Consider the following 21,529-nt stretch of genomic DNA (forward strand, 5'->3'; position numbering starts at 1 on the left):
CCGCTCCCACAGGGATCAGCGTCGTACACAAATCTGTGTCCACTACGAACCACTGTGGGAGCGGGCTTGCCCGCGATGAGGCCAGCAGCTACACCGAAGAATCCGGCCAAAACGCCCGAATCCCCGCCACACCCTGCGCCCCCGCTTCCCAGGCTTTTTGCCGCTCCGCCGGCCCCACCCCACCGAGCAAAAACACCGGCTTGCTGAAGCCCTCGATCAAAGTCGAAGCCTGCTCCCAACCCAATGGCAGCGCATCCGGGTGCGTCTGGGTCGGCTGCACCGGCGACAGGGTCACAAAGTCCACGCCCATCTGCTCGGCCAGCGCCAGTTCTTCAGCGTTGTGACAAGACGCCGCCAACCAGCGCGAAGCCGGTAGCGGACGCCCGGCCGCCGCGTACTTGCGCAACTGTGCCGACGTGATGTGCCACCCAGCGGACGGAAAGTCCCCCAGCCATTCAAATGGTCCCTTGATCATCAACTGCGCCTTGCCGGCACACAGCCCCGCCGCGTCCACCGCCAGATCGCGGTATTGCGGGTCGTAGCCATTGGGCGCGCGCAACTGAATCAGCTTGATGCCGCCAGCGATGGCTTTCTGGATACCGCGCAGCAAGGCCGGGGTTTCCAGGCCCTCCGGGGTGATCAGGTAGTCGCCGGGCAAGCGGGCAGCGGCGACGATCGGCTGGTTGGCGGCCGGGAAGTCGTAGTCCACCAGTTCCCGCGCGGTCACCCAGGCCAAAGGCTGACCTTCGGCGCCATGGGGGTCGCCGGTAAACGCCGAGACTTCCCAGACATCCAGCAACACCTGTTTGTCCGGGTAGTCGTGGCGGACTTTGATCATCGGTCGCGCAGTAGTGACCACGATGCCCAGCTCTTCGTGAAGCTCGCGAGCCAGGGCCGTTTCGACGGATTCGTCATCCTCGACCTTGCCACCGGGGAACTCCCACAAACCGCCCTGATGCTGGGTGTCGGCACGGCGGGCAATGAGGATTTTGCCGTTGCTATCGCGAATAACCGCGGCTGCTACATGGACTCGTTTCACCGCTCTATTTCCTCCAGACCCGCCTTCCGCCAAGCCTTGAAGGCCGGCCATTGGTAGATGGTTTCGACATAGGCCGCGTCGGCCTCGGGCAGTTTTACCTGATAGGTGCGCAGGCGTACGGCGATCGGTGCAAAAAACGCATCGGCCAGGGTCGCACCGCCAAACAGGAACGGACCGGTTTCAGTCGCGACGGCACGACATTCAGCCCACAACGCTAGCATGCACTGGATTTCAGCCTGAACCTCAGGCGGGGTCGGCGACAGTGGCGCATCGTGGCTCAGGTCGAACGGCATGTTGCCGCGCATGGCGAAAAAACCGCTGTGCATCTGCGCGCACGCCGAACGCGCCTGAGCACGGGCGGCAGTGTCTTTGGGCCAGAGGCCGGCGTCGGGGAATTGTTCGGCCAGGTACTCGGCAATCGCCAGGGAATCGGCGATGGTGCCGTGTTCGGTTTTCAGCAGCGGGACTTTCCCGGTCGGCGAATGCTTGAGCAGGCGCTCGCGAGTGTCCGGCTGGTTCAGCTTGATCAGTTCTTCGGTGTAGGGCTCGCCGGTCAGGTCAAGGGCCAGGGCGGCGCGCAGGGACCAGGAGGAATACAGTTTGTCGCCGATGATCAGGTGGAGGCTCATGTTCGGGACCTTTTGGTAAGTGGAACAGGCCAGATTTTTTAGTGTCTGGCCGTCCGTCATCGCGGGCAAGCCCGCTCCCACAGTGATCGGCGTGAACACAAAACTTGTGCACAGCACTGAACCTGTGGGAACGGGCTTGCCCGCGATAGGGTCGACGCAGTCTTAAGTACGGTACTCAGCGTTGATCTTCACGTACTCGTGGGACAGGTCAGTGGTCCAGATGGTTTCGCTGCAATCGCCGCGACCCAGTTCGATGCGGATGGTGATTTCTTCCTGCTGCATCACCGCCGCGCCCTGGGCTTCGGTGTAGGTGGCAGAGCGAGCGCCGCGGCTGGCGATGCACACGTCACCGAGGAATACGTCAATCTTGCTCACGTCCAGGTTCGGTACGCCGGCACGGCCCACGGCGGCCAGAATGCGGCCCCAGTTCGGGTCGGAGGCGAACAACGCGGTCTTGATCAGCGGCGAGTGAGCCACGGTGTAACCGACGTCCAGGCACTCCTGGTGGTTGCCGCCGCCGTTGACTTCCACAGTGACAAACTTGGTCGCGCCTTCACCATCGCGCACGATGGCCTGGGCCACGTCCATGCAGACTTCGAACACCGCTTGTTTGAGCAAAGCGAACAGCGGACCGCTGGCCTCGGTAATTTCCGGCAGTGCTGCCTGACCGGTGGCGATCAGCATGCAGCAGTCGTTGGTCGAGGTGTCGCCGTCGATGGTGATGCGGTTGAACGACTTGTTGGCGCCATCCAGCAGCAGGTTTTGCAGCACATCGCGGGAGACTTTGGCGTCGGTGGCGATATAGCCGAGCATGGTCGCCATGTTCGGGCGGATCATGCCCGCACCTTTGCTGATACCGGTGACGGTGATGGTCACGCCGTCATGCTGGAACTGGCGGCTGGCACCCTTGGGCAGGGTGTCTGTGGTCATGATGCCGGTGGCGGCGGCTTCCCAGTTATTCACCGACAGATCGTCGAGGGCGGCTTGCAGCGCGCCTTCGATTTTTTCGACCGGCAGCGGCTCACCGATCACACCGGTGGAGTACGGCAGCACCAGGCTTGCATCGACGCCAGTCAGCTCAGCCAGTTTGGCGCAGGTGCGCTCGGCGGCCGCCAGGCCTGGTTCGCCGGTGCCGGCGTTGGCATTGCCGGTGTTGGTCAGCAGGTAACGCACCGGGCCTTGCACGCGTTGCTTGGCCAGGATAACAGGCGCGGCGCAAAAGGCGTTCAGGGTGAACACGCCCGCCACTGTGGAGCCTTCGGCACAGCGCATGACCACGACATCCTTGCGCCCCGGGCGCTTGATGCCGGCCGAGGCGATACCGAGTTCAAAACCGGCAACCGGGTGCAACGTGGGCAAAGGACCAAGACCAACAGCCATGAATGCGCTCCTTAAAAAGTAGTGTCTGCACCGTCATTTCCCCGTTCTTTTAACGTGGCGCGGTGGTTTAAATGGCAAAACGCCGCGACGGCATAAGCCGGTCGCGGCGCGGGTATTTCAGCGTATGAAACGGGTTTACTGGATCTGCCCGTGGCAATGCTTGTACTTCTTGCCCGAACCGCAGTAGCACAGCTCGTTACGGCCCAGCTTCTGCTCGTTGCGCACCGGTGCGGTGGCGAGGGCTACATCGACCTCTTCACCCAACACTTCCGGGTGCTCCAGGCCAGGGGCTTCGTCGTGCTGGAACTGCATGCGCGCAGCCAGTGCCTCGGCTTCCTGGCGCAGGCGAGCTTCTTCTTCGATCGGATCTTCGCGGCGAACCTGAACGTGCGACAGCACGCGGATCGAATCGCGTTTGATCGAATCCAGCAACTCGGAGAACAAGGTGAAGGACTCGCGCTTGTATTCCTGCTTCGGGTTCTTCTGCGCATAACCACGCAAGTGAATGCCGTGACGCAAGTGATCCATGGTCGACAGGTGGTCTTTCCACAGGTCGTCCAGTACGCGCAGAACGATTTGCTTCTCGAAGGTGCGCAGTGCTTCGGCACCGGCCTGGTCTTCTTTCTCGTTGTACGCGGCGATCAGCTCGTTCATCAGCTTCTCGCGCAGGGTTTCTTCATACAGGTGATCGTCTTCGTCGAGCCATTGCTGGATCGGCAGCGCCACACCGAAGTCGCTCTGCAACGCCGCTTCCAGACCGGCCACGTCCCACTGCTCTGGCAGCGACTGCGGCGGAATGTGCGCGCTGACGGTTGCGTTGAGCACGTCCTGGCGGAAATCGGCGATGGTTTCGCCAATGTTGTCGGCGGCCAACAAACTGTTACGCATGTGATAGATCACTTTACGTTGTTCGTTGTTGACGTCGTCGAACTCGAGCAGTTGTTTACGAATGTCGAAGTTACGGCCTTCAACCTTGCGCTGAGCCTTCTCGATGGCGTTGGTCACCATGCGGTGCTCGATCGCTTCACCGGACTGCATGCCCAGCGCCTTCATGAAGTTCTTCACCCGGTCAGAGGCGAAGATGCGCATCAGGCTGTCTTCCAGCGACAGGTAGAAACGGCTGGAACCGGCGTCGCCCTGACGACCGGCGCGACCGCGCAACTGGTTGTCGATACGGCGCGATTCGTGACGCTCGGAAGCGATCACCTGCAAGCCACCCGACTCCAGCACTTGCTGGTGACGTTTCTGCCAGTCGGCCTTGATCTGGGCAATCTGCTCAGGGGTCGGGTTTTCCAGCGAAGCCACTTCCACTTCCCAGTTACCGCCCAACAGGATGTCGGTACCACGACCGGCCATGTTGGTGGCGATGGTCAGCGCGCCCGGACGACCGGCCTGAGCGATGATTTCGGCTTCTTTTTCGTGGAACTTGGCGTTCAGAACCTTGTGTTCGATGCCTTCCTTCACGAGCAGGCTGGACATGTGCTCGGACGTTTCGATGGTGGCGGTACCCACCAGCACCGGACGGCCCTGAGTCATGCACTCCTTGATGTCGTTGATGATCGCCGCGTATTTCTCTTCGGCGGTCAGGAACACCAGGTCGTTGTAGTCTTTACGCGCCAACGGTTTGTTCGGCGGGATGACCATGACCTGCAGGCCATAGATCTGGTGGAATTCGAACGCTTCGGTGTCCGCGGTACCGGTCATGCCGGACAGCTTGTTGTACAGACGGAAGTAGTTCTGGAACGTGGTCGACGCCAGGGTCTGGCTCTCGGCCTGGATGTTCAGGTTTTCCTTGGCTTCGATGGCCTGGTGCAGGCCTTCGGACAAACGGCGCCCCGGCATGGTACGGCCGGTATGTTCGTCGACCAGCACGACCTGACCGTCCTGCACGATGTATTCGACGTTGCGATTGAACAGTTTGTGCGCGCGCAGGCCGGCATAAACGTGGGTCAGCAGACCGAGGTTGTGCGCCGAATACAGGCTCTCGCCTTCAGCCAGCAGGCCGACGCGGGTCAGCATGTCTTCGATGAACTGGTGACCGGCTTCGTTGAGTTCGACCTGACGGGTCTTCTCGTCCACGGTGTAGTGGCCAGCCTTGGTGACTTCGCCTTCGACTTCTTCAACGTGCAATTCCAGCTGCGGGATCAGTTTGTTGATCTCGATGTACAGCTTGGAGCTGTCCTCGGCCTGACCAGAGATGATCAGCGGGGTACGGGCTTCGTCGATGAGGATGGAGTCGACTTCGTCGATCACGGCAAAATTGAGTTCGCGCTGGAATTTTTCTTCCATGCTGAACGCCATGTTGTCGCGCAGGTAGTCGAAACCGAATTCGTTGTTGGTGCCGTAGGTGATGTCGGCGGCGTAAGCGGCGCGCTTCTCTTCCGGCGGCTGGAATGGGGTGACCACGCCGACCGTCATGCCGAGGAATTCGTAAAGCGGACGCATCCAGTTGGCGTCACGACGGGCCAGGTAGTCGTTCACCGTCACAACGTGCACGCCCTTGCCGGACAGCGCGTTGAGGTAAACGCCCAGTGTTGCCACCAGGGTCTTGCCTTCACCGGTACGCATTTCCGCGATCATGCCTTCATGCAAGGTCATGCCGCCGATCAGCTGGACATCGAAGTGGCGCATACCCATGACACGCTTACCGGCTTCGCGGGCGACCGCAAAGGCTTCTGGCAGCAGTTTGTCGAGGGTTTCCCCTTTGGCGAGGCGGGCCTTGAACTCGTCGGTCTTGGCACGCAATTGATCGTCCGAAAGGGCTACCATTTGCTCTTCGAAGGCATTGACGAGCTGCACCGTCTTGAGCATGCGTTTGACTTCACGCTCGTTCTTGCTTCCAAAAAGTTTCTTTAACAAAGGCGCAAACATATCGGCAGGATCTTCCACACTAAAGGGATGGAGGGCGGCCCCGTGAGTCGCCCGTGCAGCCCTCATGGCCGCATGCGAACGAGCATTCTACCCGGAAACGATGGTGAGGAAAGTGGCGTTGTTCCACGATGCATGCACTGCGCTGTGACGGGGCTCACTTAAAATAAGGGCTTTTTGCTGAACTTCAACCCATCGAGGGCACAAGTTACTCGTTGATTTAATGGGTAAAGCGCTCGCAAAGCAATGGGTCGGGGGCAGCGGGGGCTTTCTGTTACCATGGCCGTTCTGTTACTTCAGGTGTTCAATCATGGCATTTCGCCCTCTCACGGCCAGAGCACCCGCCGTTCTGCTTCGCGAAGCCAAACCGCTGAAAGCCATCTTTGGTCACGCTCAACGCCTGGGTCATTTACAACGGCTGGTGGAAAGCCAGTTGCAGCCGGCTGCCCGCGAGCATTGCCATGTGGCGTCGTGGCGTGAAGGCAGTTTATTGCTGATTGTCACCGACGGCCACTGGGCCACCCGTCTGCGTTATCAGCAAAAGCGTCTGCAACGGCAGTTACAGCTGTTCGACGAGTTCGCCAGCCTGACGCGGATTCTGTTCAAGGTTCAACCGCCTACCGTTCAGCAAGGGGCTGCGGGGCATACGATAAATTTGTCGACCGATGCGGCGGCGACCATTCAGGCGACGGCTGACGGCATTACCGACCCGAATCTGCGGGCGGCCCTCGAACGCCTGGCGGCTCACGCCAAACCCAAAATCTGAAATTGACACATACTCCGTAGGAGCGAGGCTTGCCCGCGAAGAGGCCCTTGAGGCCGCAAAAGCTCGCGGGCAAGCCTCGCTCCTACGCGGGGGTTATGTTCAATCAAAGGTTCTTAGCGACGTTTGCTGCCGCCAAGCAATGAGCCCATCAACCCGCGTACCAATTGTCGGCCCAATTGATTCGCCGCCTGTCGCATGGCTGATTTCAACGCCTGCCCAGCTGCCGTACCAAGGAATTCCCCGGCCTGTTCGGTGAAACTCGGCTCTTCAGGTGCAGGTTTACCCGGTGCGGCTTCAGGATCCGGCGCCAGGCCTTTGCGCCCCATCAGCACTTCATAAGCCGATTCGCGATCGACCGGTTTGTCATAACGCCCCTTGAACGGCGAACCGGCGATCAGCACGGTGCGTTCGGTTTCGGTCAGCGGCCCGATCCGCGATTGCGGCGGTGCAACCAATACACGCTGGACCATCCCCGGCGTGCCCTTGTCTTGCAAGGTGCCGACCAGCGCCTCGCCGATCCCCAACTCCGTCAACACCGACAAGGCATCGAACGCCGGGTTCGGCCGGAAACCGTCGGCCACCGCACGCAGGGATTTCTGTTCTTTGGCGGTAAATGCACGCAAACCGTGCTGAATGCGCAGGCCCAGTTGAGCCAGCACATCGTCCGGCAAGTCGCCTGGCGATTGGGTGACGAAATACACCCCCACGCCTTTCGAGCGAATCAGTCGCACCACTTGTTCCAGACGTTCCTGCAACGCCTTCGGCGTGCCGGCGAACAACAAGTGCGCTTCGTCGAAAAACAGCGCCAGCAGCGGTTTCTCGGCATCGCCGCGCTCTGGCAGTTGCTCGAACAATTCGGCCAACAACCACAACAGGAACGTCGCATAGACCTTCGGCGCTTCGTGCACCAGACGGCTGGCATCGAGCAAGTGAATGCGCCCACGACCATCCACGGCCGGTTGCAACATGTCTTCCAGTTGCAGCGCCGGTTCGCCGAACAATGCTTCGGCGCCTTGCTGTTCCAGCGTCGCCAAGCGGCGCAACAGGGCCTGGCTGGAACCGGTGGTCATCAGCGCCGCGTCATCCCCCAGCAATTCGGGGCTGTCGCGCAGGTGATTGAGCAGCGCCTTCAGATCCTTCAAATCCAGCAGCAACAACCCTTCGCGGTCGGCCACCTTGAACGCGGCATACAACGCCGACTGCTGACTGTCGGTCAGTTCCAGCAGGCTACCGAGCAACAACGGACCCATTTCGCTCAAGGTGGTGCGCAGTGGATGACCGGACTGACCGTTAATGTCCCACAGGGTCACCGGATACGCCTGAGGCTTATGGTTCAGCCAGGGCATCCCGGCGATCCGCTCCGCGACCTTGCCTTGAGGGTTGCCGGCGGCGCCCAGGCCGCACAGGTCGCCTTTGATGTCTGCCGCGAACACCGCCACGCCGGCATCGCTGAAGGCTTCGGCCAGGCGCTGCAAGGTGACGGTTTTACCGGTCCCGGTAGCGCCCGCCACCAGGCCGTGACGGTTGGCCAGGCGCATGGCCTGGGCGATGGACTGGCCCGCGAGGTCGGCGCCGATAACGAGTTGCGATGAGTCAGGCATTTTGTCACCCATGGTTAATCTTTGATCCTTCATGGCCGATAACAAGCGAGAGACCAGACTGAAAAATAGCGTCGGTAATTCCCTAAGGAGAGACGGAAATATCAGCTTACTTTCAACACTGCCCATTTTGCGCGCCTTTATAAAAGCACGCCCTGGACATTAAGACTTTAGCGGACCCCCAAGCCATGAATAAAAATCTACGCTTCAGCCATAAAATACTGCTTGCCGCCGCCCTCATCGTTATTGCTGCCTTCGCCTCGTTCACACTGTACAACGACTATTTGCAGCGCAATGCGATACGCAACGATCTAGACAACTATCTGCAAGAAATGGGCAGCGTGACAGCCAACAACATCCAGACCTGGCTGGCCGGACGCAGCCTGCTGATCGAAAACCTGTCACAAAACGTCGCCCTGAACGCTGACACCGGCAATGTCTCCAAACTACTTGAGCAGAAGGCCGTGACCTCGACCTTCATGGGCGCCTATCTGGGCAACAAGGATGGCACCTTCATCATCCGCCCTGACAGCAAGATGCCCGACGGCTATGACCCTCGCGTCCGGCCTTGGTACAAGAGCGCCCAAAGCACCGGCGGCTCGGCACTGACCGAACCGTACATCGATCTCGCGTCCGGCCAGTTGGTCATTTCCATCGTCAACAGTGTGCTCAAGGACGGTCAAAGCATCGGCGTGGTCGGGGGCGACCTGAGCTTGCAAGTGATCGCCGACAGCCTCAACGCGCTGGATTTCGACGGCATGGGTTATGCCTTTCTGATCAGCGCCGATGGCAAGATCCTGGTTCACCCGGACAAAGCCCTGGCGATGAAGTCCCTGAGCGAGGCGTATCCGAAAACCACCCCGCGCATCAGCAGCGAACTCAGTGAAATCGACGTCGACGGCAAGACCCGCATCGTCACGTTCACCCCAATCAAAGGCCTGTCCTCGGTCAATTGGTACATCGGCCTGTCGGTGGATAAAGACAAAGCCTTCTCGATGCTCAGCGAATTCCGCGCCTCGGCGGTCGTCGCGACAGTGATTGCCGTCGCCATCATCATCGCCTTGCTCGGCATGCTGATCCGCATCCTGATCCAGCCGTTGCACGTCATGACCCGCGCCATGGAAGACATCGCCGACGGTGAAGGCGACCTGACCAAGCGCCTGACCATCCAGAATCAGGACGAATTCGGCACCCTCGGCACGGCGTTCAACCGTTTCGTGGAGCGGATTCATACGTCGATCCGCGAAGTGTCCTCGGCCACCGGCCAGGTCAACGAAGTGGCTTTGCGTGTGGTGGCGGCCTCGAACTCGTCGATGTTCAACTCCGACCAACAGGCCTCGCGCACCAGCAGCGTGGCCGCGGCGATCAACCAGCTCGGTGCCGCCGCCCAGGAAATCGCCCGTAACGCCGCGCAAGCGTCGAATCAAGCCAGCGACGCGCGCAGCCTGGCCGAGGACGGCCAGCAAGTGGTGGATCGCAGCATTGCCGCGATGAATCAGTTGTCGAGCATGCTCAGCGCCTCGAGTACCAATATTGAATCGCTGAACAGCAAAACCGTGAACATCGGGCAGATTCTCGAAGTGATCACCAGCATCTCCCAGCAAACCAACCTGCTGGCGCTCAACGCGGCCATTGAAGCGGCGCGGGCCGGTGAAGCCGGGCGCGGGTTCGCCGTGGTGGCCGACGAGGTGCGCAACCTGGCGCACCGCACGCAAGAGTCGGCGCAACAGGTGCAGACCATGATCGAGGAACTGCAAGTCGGCGCCCGGGAATCAGTCAGCACCATGAGCGACAGCCAGCGTCACAGCCAAGACAGCGTGGAAATCGCCAACCTGGCCGGCGAGCGCCTGAACAGCGTGACGTTGCGCATCGGCGAAATCGACGGCATGAACCAGTCTGTGGCCACAGCGACCGAAGAACAAACGGCGGTGGTTGAGTCGATCAACGTGGATATCACCGAGATCAACACGCTGAACCAGGAAGGCGTGGAAAACCTGCAATCGACGTTGCGTGCATGCTCGGACCTTGAGCAGCAGGCTTCGCGATTGAAGCAGTTGGTGGGTAGTTTCCGCATCTAGCGTCTGTTCTGGCCTCTTCGCGGGCAAGCCTCGCTCTACAGGTTCACACCAATCCCTGTAGGAGCAAGGCTTGCCCGTGAAGACGGTTTGCAAAGCCCCGCAAAAACCCGCTGACACCCTCCGCCGCAAAACCCCGACCGAACATCTATCCTTCATATAGGTCAACCAAGGGAGAACAAACGGACCGGAGGAATGTTCATCGTGCATATCGCTGACATAACCATGTTCTACGCCCCTGCCAGCGGTGGCGTGCGTACTTATCTGGATGCCAAACACCGTCGTCTGGGCATTAAACCGGGCATTCGCCACAGTCTCCTGATTCCTGGGGCTCATTTCAGTGAACAGGACGGTGTCTACACGGTTCCGGCCCCTGCCCTTCCATTTGGCAAGGGTTATCGCTTCCCCGTCCGTCTCGCGCCTTGGCGCAACGTCCTGCAGGATTTGCAGCCCGATCTGATTGAAGTCGGCGACCCTTACCTGACCGCTTGGGCTGCTTTGGACGCCAAGCGCCAACTCGACGTGCCGGTGATCGGTTTTTATCACTCAGACCTGCCACTGCTGGTCAGCAATCGCATGGGCAACTGGGTTACACCCAATATCGAAGCTTATGTCAGCAAGCTTTATGGCAACTTCGACCGGGTTCTGGCGCCGAGTCAAATCATGGCCGATAAACTGATCGGGTTGGGCGTGAAAAACGTTTTCGTACAACCGCTGGGCGTCGACCTGCAAACGTTCAACCCCAATGCACGGGATCCAGGTTTGCGGGCCGAATTGGGCATCGATGAAAATACGCATCTGCTGATCTTCGCCGGCCGCGGATCCAAGGAAAAAAACCTGCCGGTGCTGCTCAAATGCATGAAACGTCTGGGCCGTCGCTATCACCTGTTACTGGTGGGCTCGTCGATGCCGACCCTGGTACCGCGCAATGTCACCGTCCTCAATGAGTTCTACCCGGCGGCGCAAGTTGCGCGCTTGATGGCCAGCGCCGATGCACTGGTGCATGCCGGTGATCAGGAAACCTTTGGTCTGGTGGTCCTCGAAGCCATGGCCAGCGGCATTCCGGTGGTGGCCGTGGCCGCCGGGGCTTTTCAGGAAATTGTCACCGATCAATGCGGCCTGCTTTGCACGCCGAACAATCCAGCGGCGATGGCCAACGCTGTGCGCGAACTGTTCAGTCAGGGCAGTGCCGCATTGGGCAAACAAGCCCGTAGCCATGTCGAGCAGCATTACGCCTGGGATATCGTGGTTGACAGCCTGTTGGGGCACTATCATTCCGTACTCGGCACTCAATGGCCCCTGATCGCCAATGGTTGAGCCCATGAACGCGCCCAGCCTGTTACTGGTATTGCACGACGTTGCGCCGCAAACCTGGCCCGATTACCAAGCCTTCGTCGAAGCTGTCGACGCGCTGGGCGAGGTGCCGATCAACTGGCTGGTAGTGCCCAATTACCACAAGCATAACGACCTGGACGCGTATCCGGCGTTTCGACGTTTGCTGACCCGCCGCGTCGCTTGCGGCGACGAACTGGCACTGCACGGTTACTTTCATTGCGATGAAGGACCGATCCCCATCACTCCCCGAGACTGGTTCATGCGCCGAATCTACACCCATGAAGCCGAATTCTACGATCTGCCTCTGGAAGCCGCCCTCACCCGCCTGCATGCCGGAATCGAGGTATTCCAACGTTACAACTGGCCACTGGAAGGTTTCGTCGCCCCAGCCTGGCTGATGAGCGAAGGCACCCGCCAGGCGTTGCGCCAGTTACCTCTGAGCTACACCACCGATTCGCAGCATCTGTATCGTTTGCCGGACTTCACCGCGATCGATGCCCCCGGCCTGGTCTGGAGCGCACGCAGCGCCTGGCGCCGCGGCCTGTCGAAAATCGTCAGCGATCAGCGCGAACAACGCTGGCAGCAAGCGCCGGTGATTCGTCTCGGCCTGCATCCGGTTGATATGCGCCATGAGTTTTCGCGTCAGTATTGGCTGCAAACTCTCAAGCGTCTGCTCGACGAGGGCCGTGTGCCGATGACCAAGGCCCATTGGCTGGCAATGCAATGCGACGCCATCGGTCGCGCCGCATGAGCCGCGGGATCCTGCTGGTCGTCGCCCTGCTCGCTGCGGTGCTGATCCCTTCGTTGCTGGGCGGCGGCGAGACCTGGTCGCGGTTGCAAAGCTTTCCATTGAAATGGCTGCTGATCATGTTCGGCATGATTCTGCTGTGCTGGATGCTCAACACCCAGCGCTTGCGCCTGCTGCTGGGGGATCAGCGCGACAAGGTCAGTCGCTTCAAAAGCCTTGGGGTGGTGATGTCCGCCGAATTCGCCTACTGCGCCACCCCCGGCGGCAGTGGCGGACCGCTGACTATCATGGCGCTGCTGGCACGCCACGGCGTACGACCGGCCAGGGGCAGTGCCGTGTTCGCCATGGATCAGTTGAGCGATCTGCTGTTTTTTCTCTGCGCGCTGAGCGGGATTCTGATTTATGCACTGTTCCAGCACCTCAGCCAGCGCATGGAATGGCTGCTGACCGTCAGTGCCCTCTCGATGTTCGGCGGGCTGTTCAGTTGCGTATTAGCAGCTCGCTACCACCGCTCGCTGATTCGTCTGAGTGGTCGGTTGCTCGCTCGTCTCAATGTCAAAGGCACCACCCGAATGCGCTGGGCGCGAAAACTCCTGCACTTCCTGGCGGCGTTCACTGACACACTGAAGTTGCCCTTTCAGACATTGATTGCGGTGTTTGCACTGACCTGTCTGCATTGGCTCTTGCGCTACAGCGTGTTGTATTTGGCATTGCGTGGGCTGGGCGTAGACTTGCAGTGGGCCTGGTGTTTTCTGATCCAGATGCTGTCGCTGAGTGCGGGGCAGTTCAGCCTGTTGCCGGGCGGTGCCGGGGCGGCGGAATTGACATCGGCGGCGCTGCTGGCGCCCATGGTCGGAAAATCCACCGCGGCGGCGGCGATTCTGATCTGGCGGACGGTGACTTATTACTTCTATCTGGTGGTCGGTGGCCCGGTGTTTTTGCTGATGCTTGGGCGGCCATTGCTGCGCAAGTTGATGAAGTTCAAGCAAGCTTGAAAGATCTTTTCAGGCCCCCTCGGCTGTATCGTCGGAATCGTCCTGCATCTGCTCCCACAACTCGGCGGCACCAGGAAACTCCGTGCCATCTTCAGGGCTCAGGTCATCCGGGTCGTATCGACTCAGACAACCCTCACCCAATGTGGCGGGCGCCTTGGAAACGGCTTTGTCCAGTGGATCGGCCATGATCATGTCCCTCTTTACCCGGATCGTTCCCACGCTCTGCGTGGGAATGCAGCCCTCGACGCTACGCGTCTGCTGCGGGAGAGGTGACGCAGAGCGTCACAGGATGCGTTCCCACGCGGAGCATGGGAACGATCAACAGCGGCTATCAGAACACGACGGTTTTGTTGCCGTGCACCAGCACGCGGTCTTCCAGGTGATAACGCAGGCCACGGGCCAGCACCATTTTCTCGACATCACGACCGAAGCGCACCATGTCTTCGATGCTGTCGCTGTGACTCACACGCACCACGTCTTGCTCGATGATCGGACCGGCGTCCAGCTCTTCAGTGACGTAGTGGCAAGTGGCGCCGATCAATTTCACACCGCGCATCGACGCCTGATGATATGGCTTGGCGCCGACGAAAGACGGCAAGAAGCTATGGTGAATATTGATGACTTTATGGGCGTATTCGCGGCACAACTCGGGCGGCAGAATCTGCATGTAACGGGCCAGTACCACCACTTCGGCTTCGTGCTGTTTGACCAGACGCGAAACTTCGGCGAAGGCCGGCTCCTTGTTCTGTGGGTTGACCGGGACATGGTAGTAAGGAATACCGTGCCACTCGACCATGCTGCGCAAATCATCGTGGTTGGAAATCACGCAGGCGATTTCACAGTCCAGCTCGTCGCTGTGCCAGCGGTGCAGCAAATCGGCCAGGCAGTGGGACTCACGGCTGGCCATCAACACCACACGTTTCTTTTGCTCGGTGTCGGTGATGCGCCAGTCCATCGAGAACTCTTCAGCAATCGGTGCAAACGCTTCACGAAAGGCTTCGATACCGAAAGGCAACGAATCGGCACGAATTTCGTGACGCATGAAGAACCAGCCACTGAGATTATCCGAGTGGTGGCTCGCTTCAGTGATCCAGCCGTTATGTGACGCCAGAAAGTTACTGACTTTAGCAACGATGCCGACGCGGTCCGGGCAAGCAATCACCAGCCGAAAAGTGCGCATGAGGGGGAAACTCCAGAACTTCGCAAAGGCCGCCATTCTAGCGATTGCGCAGCAAAACTGCAGTATTGATGACGTGTGGCCTTGGCCGCAGGTCCGGTACAGGTTCTACAAGCACCACGCCGCCCCACGCGATGGTGTTCTTGTGGGCAATCTTCAAGAGGTCAACTGTGAATATTTGTGACGCTATTTAACTGCCCCTCGAATGTGTGTCCTATTCCGCAACTAATTTAAATAAAACTCCGGTTAAATGTTTACTTGATGAAACACCCTGACTATTATTGTCGCACTGTCACCTGCCATCCAGCGCCCAACATAAGGTAGTCCTCATGTCCTTGATCAACGAATACCGCGCCACCGAAGAAGCTATCAAAGAGCTGCAAGCCCGTTTGAAGAATCTGTCCCAAGACGACAAACTGCAAACCGAGCTGGAATTCGAAGGCAAACTGCGCACCCTGATGGGCGAATACTCTAAATCCCTGCGCGACATCATCGCATTATTGGATCCAGAGTCCAAAACCAAGGCTCCACGTGGCGGCGCAGTAAAAACTACCGGCACCAAGCGTGCTCGCAAAGTTAAACAATACAAAAACCCGCACAACGGCGAAGTCATCGAAACCAAAGGTGGCAACCACAAAACTCTGAAAGAGTGGAAAGCCAAGTGGGGCGGTGACGTGGTTGAAGGCTGGGCTACCCTGCTGGGCTAAGCCGCAAGCGTGTCGCAGACTGATCCGCGACCAAAAGAACGCCAGCAAAATGCTGGCGTTTTTTTATGCCTGGAATTCAAGCGCAGATTATTTTCGATTTCAAAGACTCAAACGGTTGCGTAATACCTGGACATGATTCTGCCATTCATCCAGAACCTCTCGCTGAAACGATGTAGCACTAGTCATCAATTGGGCAACCTCTGTCAGAAAACTTCCCAGGGTATTGGGTGCGCCCCACTCAGGTGCAGTCAAACGTTTCTGACAGAATATTCGCCAGCGCTCTTGCTCTTCGAAACTCAACGTTTCGGGAAAGTTGCGTGCGCGATAACGAAACAATAATTCAGGCAAACGTTCATCATCGAAAGGCCATTGCTCTTGTGCTAAATGCGCAGGATCAGCGGTTCTGACTTGCTCGCATAGACGCCGATCCCGATCACCAATAAAACCGTCGTATAACTGTTGCTCGGGATCCAGACTCGGGGAGAAATCGTCGTTGGCGTAAATGCCCGACACTTTGTCTCGCCAAACTTGTTGTGCGTCACTTAGCCGCAGCGCTCGTTCGTGATAGAGCGCCATATCCAGCCCCAAACGTTGCTGATCTACAGGACGAAGTACGGACAAAGGCGCTACTACCGGGCACCTATTAATGTGTATGAGCTTGAGCGGCACCGGTAGCTCGCCTTCGGCCAAGTCATCACGTCGGGTATAGAGCCGCTGACGCAACGTCTCGGCATCCAGATCGAGCAACCCCTGAGGGTCCAGGTGCAGGTCACAGACAATCAGCGCGTTGCGATTACGTGGATGCCAGGCCAACGGCAGCACCACACCCACATAGTTGCGGGCCGCCGAAAAGCGCCCGGAAATATGCACCATCGGCTGTAACAACCGAATTTGATCCATGACCTTTTGTTTGCTGCGCAATTGAAACAGCCAGTCATACAACTTCGGCTGTTTTTCCCGAATCAGGCGCGCCAGAGCGATGGTGGCGCGAACATCCGACAGCGCCTCGTGTGCATGCCCATGATCGATGCCATTGGCGGCAGTCAGACGTTCGAGTTTGAGCGTGACTCGCCCCTCGTCGTCCTTGGGCCAGACGAGGCCATCGGGACGCAAGGCATAAGCCGCGCGCACCACATCGATCAGGTCCCAGCGGCTGTTGCCGCCCTGCCACTCCCGTGCGTAGGGGTCGAAAAAGTTTCGATACAGGCTGTAACGGGTCATCTCGTCGTCAAAACGCAGCGTGTTGTACCCGGCCCCACAGGTGCCGGGCGCCGCGAGCTGGGCATGAACCCGTGTCATGAAATCGGCTTCGCTCAAACCTTGCTCGGCCAGGCGCGCGGGCGTAATTCCGGTGATCGCGCACGCCGCCGGATGAGGCAGGATGTCGTCACTGGGCTGGCAATAAAGGTTGACCGGTTCGTCTATTTCATTGAGATCGAAGTCGGTGCGAATCCCCGCCACTTGCAGCGGGCGATCGCAACGGGGGTTGATGCCAGTGGTTTCATAGTCGTACCAGAAGATCGAGGTCACGGGTTGTTCCTGAACTGAAGACCGTCGAAGTCTAGGCGCACCTATGGCGCCCCGACCAGAAATCTTGTTATTCAATCATTTCTGACCACGCACCGTGCACTACATAGTTATGTCGTTTCCCCCCGAGAGGCTGCTAGCATCCGACGGACCAGGCCACATCAAGGTTGCCCATGCTCGAGACCACAGCACTGCCAGGGAACGCGACGCTGCCCCCGCCACTGGACACGCGGTATCACGTCGAAACGCCCGAAGGCATCGACTTGCCGCTGCGCCCGGCCGGGTTGATGGTACGTGCGCTGGCATTCGCCATCGACCTGGGCCTGCGTGGGTTGATTCTGGGACTGCTGTTTATTGTGTTGGCGTTTCTGGGAAAACTCGGTGCCGGGCTGGGTTCGATTCTGCTGTTCGTGGTGAGTTGGTGGTACATGGTGCTGTTCGAGGTGCTCAATCAAGGCCGCTCGCCGGGCAAGCAATGGATGGGGTTGCGCGTGGTGCATGACGATGGCACGCCGATCGGCTGGTCCGCGTCCTTGCTGCGCAACCTGCTGCGATTTGTCGACATGTTGCCGTTCGGTTACTTTCTCGGGGCAATCAGCTGCCTGCAACATCCCACCTTCAAACGCCTCGGCGACCTGGCCGCCGGTACACTGGTGATCTACCGCGAACAACCGCTCACCCGCCCCCAACTGCCCGATGTCCCGCCGCAGCGCGCAGCCTTCGCCCTGAAGCTGACCGAGCAACGCGCCATCCTCGGGTTTGCCGAACGCCAGGGTGAACTCTCCGAGGCACGGGCCAACGAACTCGCCTCGATACTCGCGCAACCGTTGCAGGTATCGAAGTCACAGGCGAGGACCGAACTCAGCGGCATCGCCCGTGGACTGTTGGGGCCCACATGAAGCAAAGCCTGTTCGAAAGTCGCCACCAAGCCGAATGGGAGCAGTTTGCACTCATGCTTGAACGGCTGGAACGAGACAGGGGCGCCTCTGGAGTCGCCAGTTTCCCCAGCGATTATCGACGGATCTGCCAACACCTGGCCCTGGCTCAGGAGCGCGGCTACAGCAGTTTCCTGATCGATTCATTGCAGCAACTGGTCCTGCGCGGGCATCAACAGCTTTATCGGCATCGCAGTCAACTGGGTGCCAACGTGTTGAGTTTCATCCTCGCCGATTTCCCGCGACTGGTGCGTGAGCAGTGGCGTTTCGTCCTTGCCGCCAGCCTGTTGTTTTTTGGCAGCCTGATCGGCTTCGCGTTGCTGGTGTATCTGTTCCCGGAGCTGGTCTACAACCTCATCCCGGCCGAGCAGGTCAGTGAGATGCAAAGCATGTACGACCCCGACGCCGGTCATCTGGGGCGCTTGGCAGAGCGGGCGGCCAGCGAAGACTGGGTGATGTTCGGTTACTACATCATGCACAACATCGGCATCGCCTTTCAGACCTTCGCCAGCGGTTTGCTGTTTGGCCTGGGCAGCGCGTTTTTCCTGTTCTACAACGGGTTGATGATCGGCGCGGTGGCCGGGCACCTGACGCATATCGGCTATGGGCAAACCTTCTGGTCGTTCGTGATCGGCCATGGTGCCTTCGAACTGAGTGCCATCGCCCTGGCCGGTGCCGCAGGACTGCAACTGGGCTGGGCCTTGATCGCGCCGGGACGCTTGCTCCGCGCCGAAGCCCTGCAGCTGGCGGCGCGCAAGAGCGTGTTGCTGATTTGCGGGGTCATGCTGTTTCTGCTGATTGCGGCGTTTATCGAAGCCTACTGGTCGTCGCGGACCGGGCTCACGCCGCTGACCAAATACCTGGTCGGCGCAGCGCTCTGGATACTAGTGGCGACTTATCTACTGTTCGCCGGACGGACTCGCCATGCGCCTGAGTGATGCCAGTGTGGTGATCCGCCCTCGCACGACCTGGGAAGCCATGGACCTGGGCGTGCTGCTGAGTCAGCGCCATCGACGCCTGTTGATGACCAGTTGGGCCATCGTCACCTTGCCGATCTTCGCCCTGCTCACCTTGCTGCTGTGGGATTCGCCCTCCCTCGCCGTGTTCCTGTTCTGGTGGCTCAAACCGGCGTTCGATCGGCTGCCGCTGTTTATCCTGTCCAAAGCCATGTTCGGCGAAACGCCATCGCTGAAACAGGCCCTGCGCCAATGGCCGCACCTGCTCAAACCGCAACTGCTGGCCAGCCTGACCTGGCGCCGCCTGAGCCTGAGCCGCAGTTTTCTGATGCCGGTGGTGCAACTCGAAGGCCTGGCGGGCGAAGCACGCCAACAACGTTTGCGCGTGTTGCTGCAACGCAACGCGGGTGCCGCCCGGTGGCTGACGATCATCGGCGTGCATCTGGAAACCGCGCTGTGGATCGGCTTGATGGTGCTGTTCTACATGCTCTTGCCGCAACAGGTCGAACTCGACTGGGGCTGGCAGACCTTGATTACCGCCGCCACCCAAGACTGGCTCTGGCTGGAACACCTGACCAATACCTTTTACGTTCTGGTGCTGATTGTCTGGGAACCGACCTATGTGGCCTGCGGTTTCAGCCTTTATCTGAACCGGCGCACGCGGCTGGAAGCCTGGGATATCGAGCTGGTGTTTCGCCGATTGCGCCAACGCTTGACCAGCACGGTTGTCACGCTGCTGCTGGCCGCGATCCTGCTGGTGCCGACGGCGCAAAGCGTCTGGGCCGCCGAACCGGTTTTCTCACCGGACTCTGCGCGTCTACTGGACCAGCCACTGACCAGCCAGGCGTCCCGGGACAGCATCAAGGCCATCCTCGATCAGCCCCCCTTCAAGAACAAGGAAACGGTCACGCGCTATCGCTTTGGCGAAGACAAACCCGCCTCCGACACTGCGGGCAATGGTCAAACGCCCGCCTGGCTGAAGGCGCTGTTCAGCTTGCTGGACAGCCAACGCTTTGGCGCATTGGCCAGCCTGATCGAAGTGTTGCTGTGGGGCACGGTGATCGGCGCCATTGGGCTGTTGATCTGGCGTTACCGCGACTGGCTGCAGGCCTTCGTCAGCCGCCGCCCCACGTTAAATCGCAAACTCGCACGGCCATTACCGCAGCAGGCGTTCGGCCTGGACCTCAACCGCGAAACCCTGCCCGCCGACATCGCAGCCAGCGCCGAAAGCCTCTGGCAGACCCATCCCCGTGAAGCCCTCGGACTGCTCTATCGCGCCTTGCTCAGCCATTTGCTGCACGACTTCAACATGGCGCTCAAACCCGCCGACACCGAAGGCGAAGTTCTTCAGCGCGTTGAACAACTGCAACAACCTGCCTTGCTGGCCTTCAGTAAAAACCTCACCGGGCACTGGCAGAACATGGCCTACGGGCATCGCCTGCCACCGGCACATTTGCAGCAGGAACTCTGTGACGGTTGGCGCGCGTTGTTCGGCCCCGGAGCGATCCGTTGAACCAGCGTTTGTGGCTTTCGGTCGGTGCGTTCATCGCCCTACTGGTGGGCGCGCTGAGTGTTTACCTGTATTTCAAGGCCATACCCTATCCAGCAGAAATCGATCACGGCCCGTCCCCCGAAGCCCAGGCCAACCCCTATCTGGCGGCCGAGCATTTTCTGCGTAAACAGGGCCTGACCGTCAGCCACGCCAACAGCCTCGACATCTTGCCAAGCCTCGAGCCCCATCAGCGCAGTTTGTTGTTGCTCGGCGATCGGTCGAACATGTCGCCACGACAGGTGAATCAAGTGTTGAACTGGACCCGGGCCGGTGGACGTCTTTTATTCGTCGCCGAAGCCCTATGGGATGAGAAGACCGGTCAGAGCAATGACCTGCTGCTCGACCGGGTGCAGGTGCACCAGTCCCTGAGCAAAGACCTCAAGGAACCGCCGCCCGATCCTGGCGACGACCCTTACCCCAAACTGACCAAGCTCTACCTGGAGAACGAAGAGGCGCCGGCTTACGTCACCTTCGACACCGCGTTCCACCTCGACGACCCGAAAAACCTCGCCCAGGCCTGGGCCAACAGCGGCAAGGCCACGCACATGATGCAGCTGAGTCACGGGCAGGGTTCGATCACCGTGGTCACCGACGCCGACCTCTGGAAAACCCCGGCCATCGACCAGTACGACAACGCCTGGCTGCTGTGGTACCTGACGGCCGACACAGACGTGACCTTGCTGTTCAATACCGATCACGACAGCTTGCTGACCTTGCTGTGGCGCTACTTTCCACAAGCCTTGGTGGCCCTGATCGCCTTGATCGTTTTCGGGTTCTGGCACGTCGGCGTGCGCAACGGCCCGTTGCTGGAGCCGGCCCCAAGAGCCCGCCGCCAGCTCCAGGAACACCTGCGTGCCAGCGCCAACTTCATGCTCCGTCACAACGGTCAGCACAGCCTGTTGCAAGCCTTGCAGCAAGACATCCTGCGCCGTGTCCGTCACCGTCATCCCGGTTTTGAACAGCTCGGCGTCGCCGAACAATGGCTGGTGATCGCACGCCTGACTGGCCAACCCACACGCGCCATCAGCCAAGCCATGAGCCCGCGACCGAAGCAGCGGCTGCCCAGCGCTGAATTCAGCCGTCAGGTCGCCCACCTGCAAACCTTGAGGAACGCCTTATGATCTGACACCTTGCAAACGTTAAATCCCCACTATATTAGAACTTACCCCTGACGTACTCATAGCCTGAGATGGTGATTTAGGGGCGGTCTAATCGTCCTGAATCTGTTAAAGCAGACTAAAG

At 59.5% G+C, this 21,529-nt stretch carries 18 protein-coding genes and 1 pseudogene; 11 read left to right on the top strand and 8 right to left on the bottom strand.

Annotated features, from left to right (window positions below; translation table 11 throughout):
• Positions 1 to 88: 88 nt before the first annotated feature.
• From PSH97_RS21585 to secA, 4 genes are all read right to left on the bottom strand, one after another.
• On the bottom strand, positions 89 to 1,039 hold the full coding sequence (locus tag PSH97_RS21585; protein ID WP_305446622.1) for a Nudix family hydrolase: 951 nt from the start codon (positions 1,037 to 1,039) through the stop codon (positions 89 to 91).
• Complete coding sequence (locus tag PSH97_RS21590; RefSeq protein WP_305446623.1) at positions 1,036 to 1,668, bottom strand: glutathione S-transferase family protein; 633 nt, start codon at positions 1,666 to 1,668, stop codon at positions 1,036 to 1,038. Before PSH97_RS21590 ends, PSH97_RS21585 begins: the two co-directional genes overlap by 4 nt.
• Positions 1,669 to 1,830: 162 nt before the next feature.
• Positions 1,831 to 3,048, bottom strand: coding sequence for a bifunctional glutamate N-acetyltransferase/amino-acid acetyltransferase ArgJ (gene argJ, locus PSH97_RS21595; protein WP_008015216.1), 1,218 nt, complete (start codon positions 3,046 to 3,048; stop codon positions 1,831 to 1,833).
• A 135-nt stretch (positions 3,049 to 3,183) separates the two neighbouring features.
• Positions 3,184 to 5,919, bottom strand: coding sequence for a preprotein translocase subunit SecA (gene secA / locus PSH97_RS21600; RefSeq protein ID WP_305446624.1), 2,736 nt, complete (start codon positions 5,917 to 5,919; stop codon positions 3,184 to 3,186).
• Positions 5,920 to 6,226: 307 nt separating this feature from the next.
• Here secA and PSH97_RS21605 point away from each other — a divergent pair, with 307 nt between their 5' ends.
• Positions 6,227 to 6,682, top strand: coding sequence for a DUF721 domain-containing protein (locus PSH97_RS21605; RefSeq protein ID WP_305446625.1), 456 nt, complete (start codon positions 6,227 to 6,229; stop codon positions 6,680 to 6,682).
• Between the two features lie 113 nt (positions 6,683 to 6,795).
• On the opposite strand, the gene PSH97_RS21610 is transcribed toward PSH97_RS21605, so the two are convergent.
• A complete protein-coding gene (locus tag PSH97_RS21610; protein ID WP_305449846.1) occupies positions 6,796 to 8,283 on the bottom strand; it encodes a helicase HerA-like domain-containing protein in 1,488 nt (495 codons plus the stop codon).
• 329 nt (positions 8,284 to 8,612) lie between these two features.
• On the opposite strand from PSH97_RS21610, the pseudogene PSH97_RS28700 reads away from it, so the two are divergent.
• The 5 genes and pseudogenes from PSH97_RS28700 to PSH97_RS21630 form a co-directional block, all read left to right on the top strand.
• Positions 8,613 to 9,452: pseudogene (locus PSH97_RS28700) on the top strand (HAMP domain-containing protein); the annotation flags it as partial.
• 141 nt (positions 9,453 to 9,593) lie between these two features.
• The gene (locus PSH97_RS28705; protein WP_425439644.1) at positions 9,594 to 10,358 is read left to right on the top strand and encodes a methyl-accepting chemotaxis protein; all 765 of its coding nucleotides are present in this window, start codon (positions 9,594 to 9,596) and stop codon (positions 10,356 to 10,358) included.
• 192 nt (positions 10,359 to 10,550) lie between these two features.
• Positions 10,551 to 11,672 (top strand): glycosyltransferase family 4 protein, encoded by a 1,122-nt coding sequence (locus PSH97_RS21620; RefSeq protein ID WP_305446627.1) that lies wholly within the window; start codon positions 10,551 to 10,553, stop codon positions 11,670 to 11,672.
• Positions 11,665 to 12,441, top strand: coding sequence for a polysaccharide deacetylase family protein (locus PSH97_RS21625; protein WP_305446628.1), 777 nt, complete (start codon positions 11,665 to 11,667; stop codon positions 12,439 to 12,441). The genes PSH97_RS21620 and PSH97_RS21625 overlap by 8 nt, the downstream gene beginning before the upstream one ends.
• Positions 12,438 to 13,433: a lysylphosphatidylglycerol synthase transmembrane domain-containing protein gene (locus tag PSH97_RS21630; protein ID WP_305446629.1), complete on the top strand. Its 996-nt coding sequence runs from the start codon at positions 12,438 to 12,440 to the stop codon at positions 13,431 to 13,433. The genes PSH97_RS21625 and PSH97_RS21630 overlap by 4 nt, the downstream gene beginning before the upstream one ends.
• 9 nt (positions 13,434 to 13,442) lie before the next feature.
• Here the strand turns inward: PSH97_RS21630 and PSH97_RS21635 are convergent, their stop codons facing one another.
• A complete protein-coding gene (locus PSH97_RS21635; protein ID WP_305446630.1) occupies positions 13,443 to 13,619 on the bottom strand; it encodes a hypothetical protein in 177 nt (58 codons plus the stop codon).
• A 145-nt stretch (positions 13,620 to 13,764) separates the two neighbouring features.
• The gene (gene purU / locus PSH97_RS21640) at positions 13,765 to 14,613 is read right to left on the bottom strand and encodes a formyltetrahydrofolate deformylase (RefSeq protein WP_305446631.1); all 849 of its coding nucleotides are present in this window, start codon (positions 14,611 to 14,613) and stop codon (positions 13,765 to 13,767) included.
• 326 nt (positions 14,614 to 14,939) lie between these two features.
• Here purU and mvaT point away from each other — a divergent pair, with 326 nt between their 5' ends.
• Positions 14,940 to 15,317: a histone-like nucleoid-structuring protein MvaT gene (mvaT, locus tag PSH97_RS21645; RefSeq protein ID WP_007933316.1), complete on the top strand. Its 378-nt coding sequence runs from the start codon at positions 14,940 to 14,942 to the stop codon at positions 15,315 to 15,317.
• A gap of 99 nt (positions 15,318 to 15,416) precedes the next feature.
• Here the strand turns inward: mvaT and sbcB are convergent, their stop codons facing one another.
• The gene (gene sbcB, locus PSH97_RS21650; protein WP_305449847.1) at positions 15,417 to 16,847 is read right to left on the bottom strand and encodes an exodeoxyribonuclease I; all 1,431 of its coding nucleotides are present in this window, start codon (positions 16,845 to 16,847) and stop codon (positions 15,417 to 15,419) included.
• A 170-nt stretch (positions 16,848 to 17,017) separates the two neighbouring features.
• Between sbcB and PSH97_RS21655 the strand changes: the two genes are divergently transcribed.
• Genes PSH97_RS21655 through PSH97_RS21670 form a run of 4 tightly spaced genes read left to right on the top strand, consistent with a single transcriptional unit; the run spans position 17,018 to position 21,408 of the window.
• On the top strand, positions 17,018 to 17,743 hold the full coding sequence (locus tag PSH97_RS21655; RefSeq protein ID WP_305446632.1) for an RDD family protein: 726 nt from the start codon (positions 17,018 to 17,020) through the stop codon (positions 17,741 to 17,743).
• Positions 17,740 to 18,717 carry a stage II sporulation protein M gene (locus PSH97_RS21660; protein ID WP_305446633.1) on the top strand — a complete coding sequence of 326 codons (978 nt, stop codon included), beginning with the start codon at positions 17,740 to 17,742 and terminating at the stop codon, positions 18,715 to 18,717. Before PSH97_RS21655 ends, PSH97_RS21660 begins: the two co-directional genes overlap by 4 nt.
• Positions 18,704 to 20,248: a DUF4129 domain-containing protein gene (locus PSH97_RS21665; RefSeq protein WP_305446634.1), complete on the top strand. Its 1,545-nt coding sequence runs from the start codon at positions 18,704 to 18,706 to the stop codon at positions 20,246 to 20,248. Before PSH97_RS21660 ends, PSH97_RS21665 begins: the two co-directional genes overlap by 14 nt.
• Entirely contained in the window at positions 20,245 to 21,408 is a 1,164-nt protein-coding gene (locus PSH97_RS21670; RefSeq protein ID WP_305446635.1) for a DUF4350 domain-containing protein, read from the top strand. Before PSH97_RS21665 ends, PSH97_RS21670 begins: the two co-directional genes overlap by 4 nt.
• The last annotated feature ends 121 nt before the right edge of the window (positions 21,409 to 21,529 follow it).

Source organism: Pseudomonas cucumis, from assembly GCF_030687935.1.
GTDB classification, from domain to species: Bacteria; Pseudomonadota; Gammaproteobacteria; order Pseudomonadales; family Pseudomonadaceae; genus Aquipseudomonas; species Aquipseudomonas cucumis.

Excerpts from the sequence above, each read along its gene's own strand:
- PSH97_RS21590 (WP_305446623.1), bottom strand. The coding sequence starts at position 1,668 with ATGAGCCTCCACCTGATCATCGGCGACAAACTGTATTCCTCCTGGTCC.
- argJ (WP_008015216.1), bottom strand. The coding sequence starts at position 3,048 with ATGGCTGTTGGTCTTGGTCCTTTGCCCACGTTGCACCCGGTTGCCGGT.
- secA (WP_305446624.1), bottom strand. The coding sequence starts at position 5,919 with ATGTTTGCGCCTTTGTTAAAGAAACTTTTTGGAAGCAAGAACGAGCGT.
- PSH97_RS21605 (WP_305446625.1), top strand. The coding sequence starts at position 6,227 with ATGGCATTTCGCCCTCTCACGGCCAGAGCACCCGCCGTTCTGCTTCGC.
- PSH97_RS21610 (WP_305449846.1), bottom strand. The coding sequence starts at position 8,283 with ATGCCTGACTCATCGCAACTCGTTATCGGCGCCGACCTCGCGGGCCAG.
- PSH97_RS28705 (WP_425439644.1), top strand. The coding sequence starts at position 9,594 with ATGTTCAACTCCGACCAACAGGCCTCGCGCACCAGCAGCGTGGCCGCG.
- PSH97_RS21620 (WP_305446627.1), top strand. The coding sequence starts at position 10,551 with ATGTTCATCGTGCATATCGCTGACATAACCATGTTCTACGCCCCTGCC.
- PSH97_RS21625 (WP_305446628.1), top strand. The coding sequence starts at position 11,665 with ATGGTTGAGCCCATGAACGCGCCCAGCCTGTTACTGGTATTGCACGAC.
- PSH97_RS21630 (WP_305446629.1), top strand. The coding sequence starts at position 12,438 with ATGAGCCGCGGGATCCTGCTGGTCGTCGCCCTGCTCGCTGCGGTGCTG.
- PSH97_RS21635 (WP_305446630.1), bottom strand. The coding sequence starts at position 13,619 with ATGGCCGATCCACTGGACAAAGCCGTTTCCAAGGCGCCCGCCACATTG.
- purU (WP_305446631.1), bottom strand. The coding sequence starts at position 14,613 with ATGCGCACTTTTCGGCTGGTGATTGCTTGCCCGGACCGCGTCGGCATC.
- mvaT (WP_007933316.1), top strand. The coding sequence starts at position 14,940 with ATGTCCTTGATCAACGAATACCGCGCCACCGAAGAAGCTATCAAAGAG.
- PSH97_RS21655 (WP_305446632.1), top strand. The coding sequence starts at position 17,018 with ATGCTCGAGACCACAGCACTGCCAGGGAACGCGACGCTGCCCCCGCCA.
- PSH97_RS21660 (WP_305446633.1), top strand. The coding sequence starts at position 17,740 with ATGAAGCAAAGCCTGTTCGAAAGTCGCCACCAAGCCGAATGGGAGCAG.
- PSH97_RS21665 (WP_305446634.1), top strand. The coding sequence starts at position 18,704 with ATGCGCCTGAGTGATGCCAGTGTGGTGATCCGCCCTCGCACGACCTGG.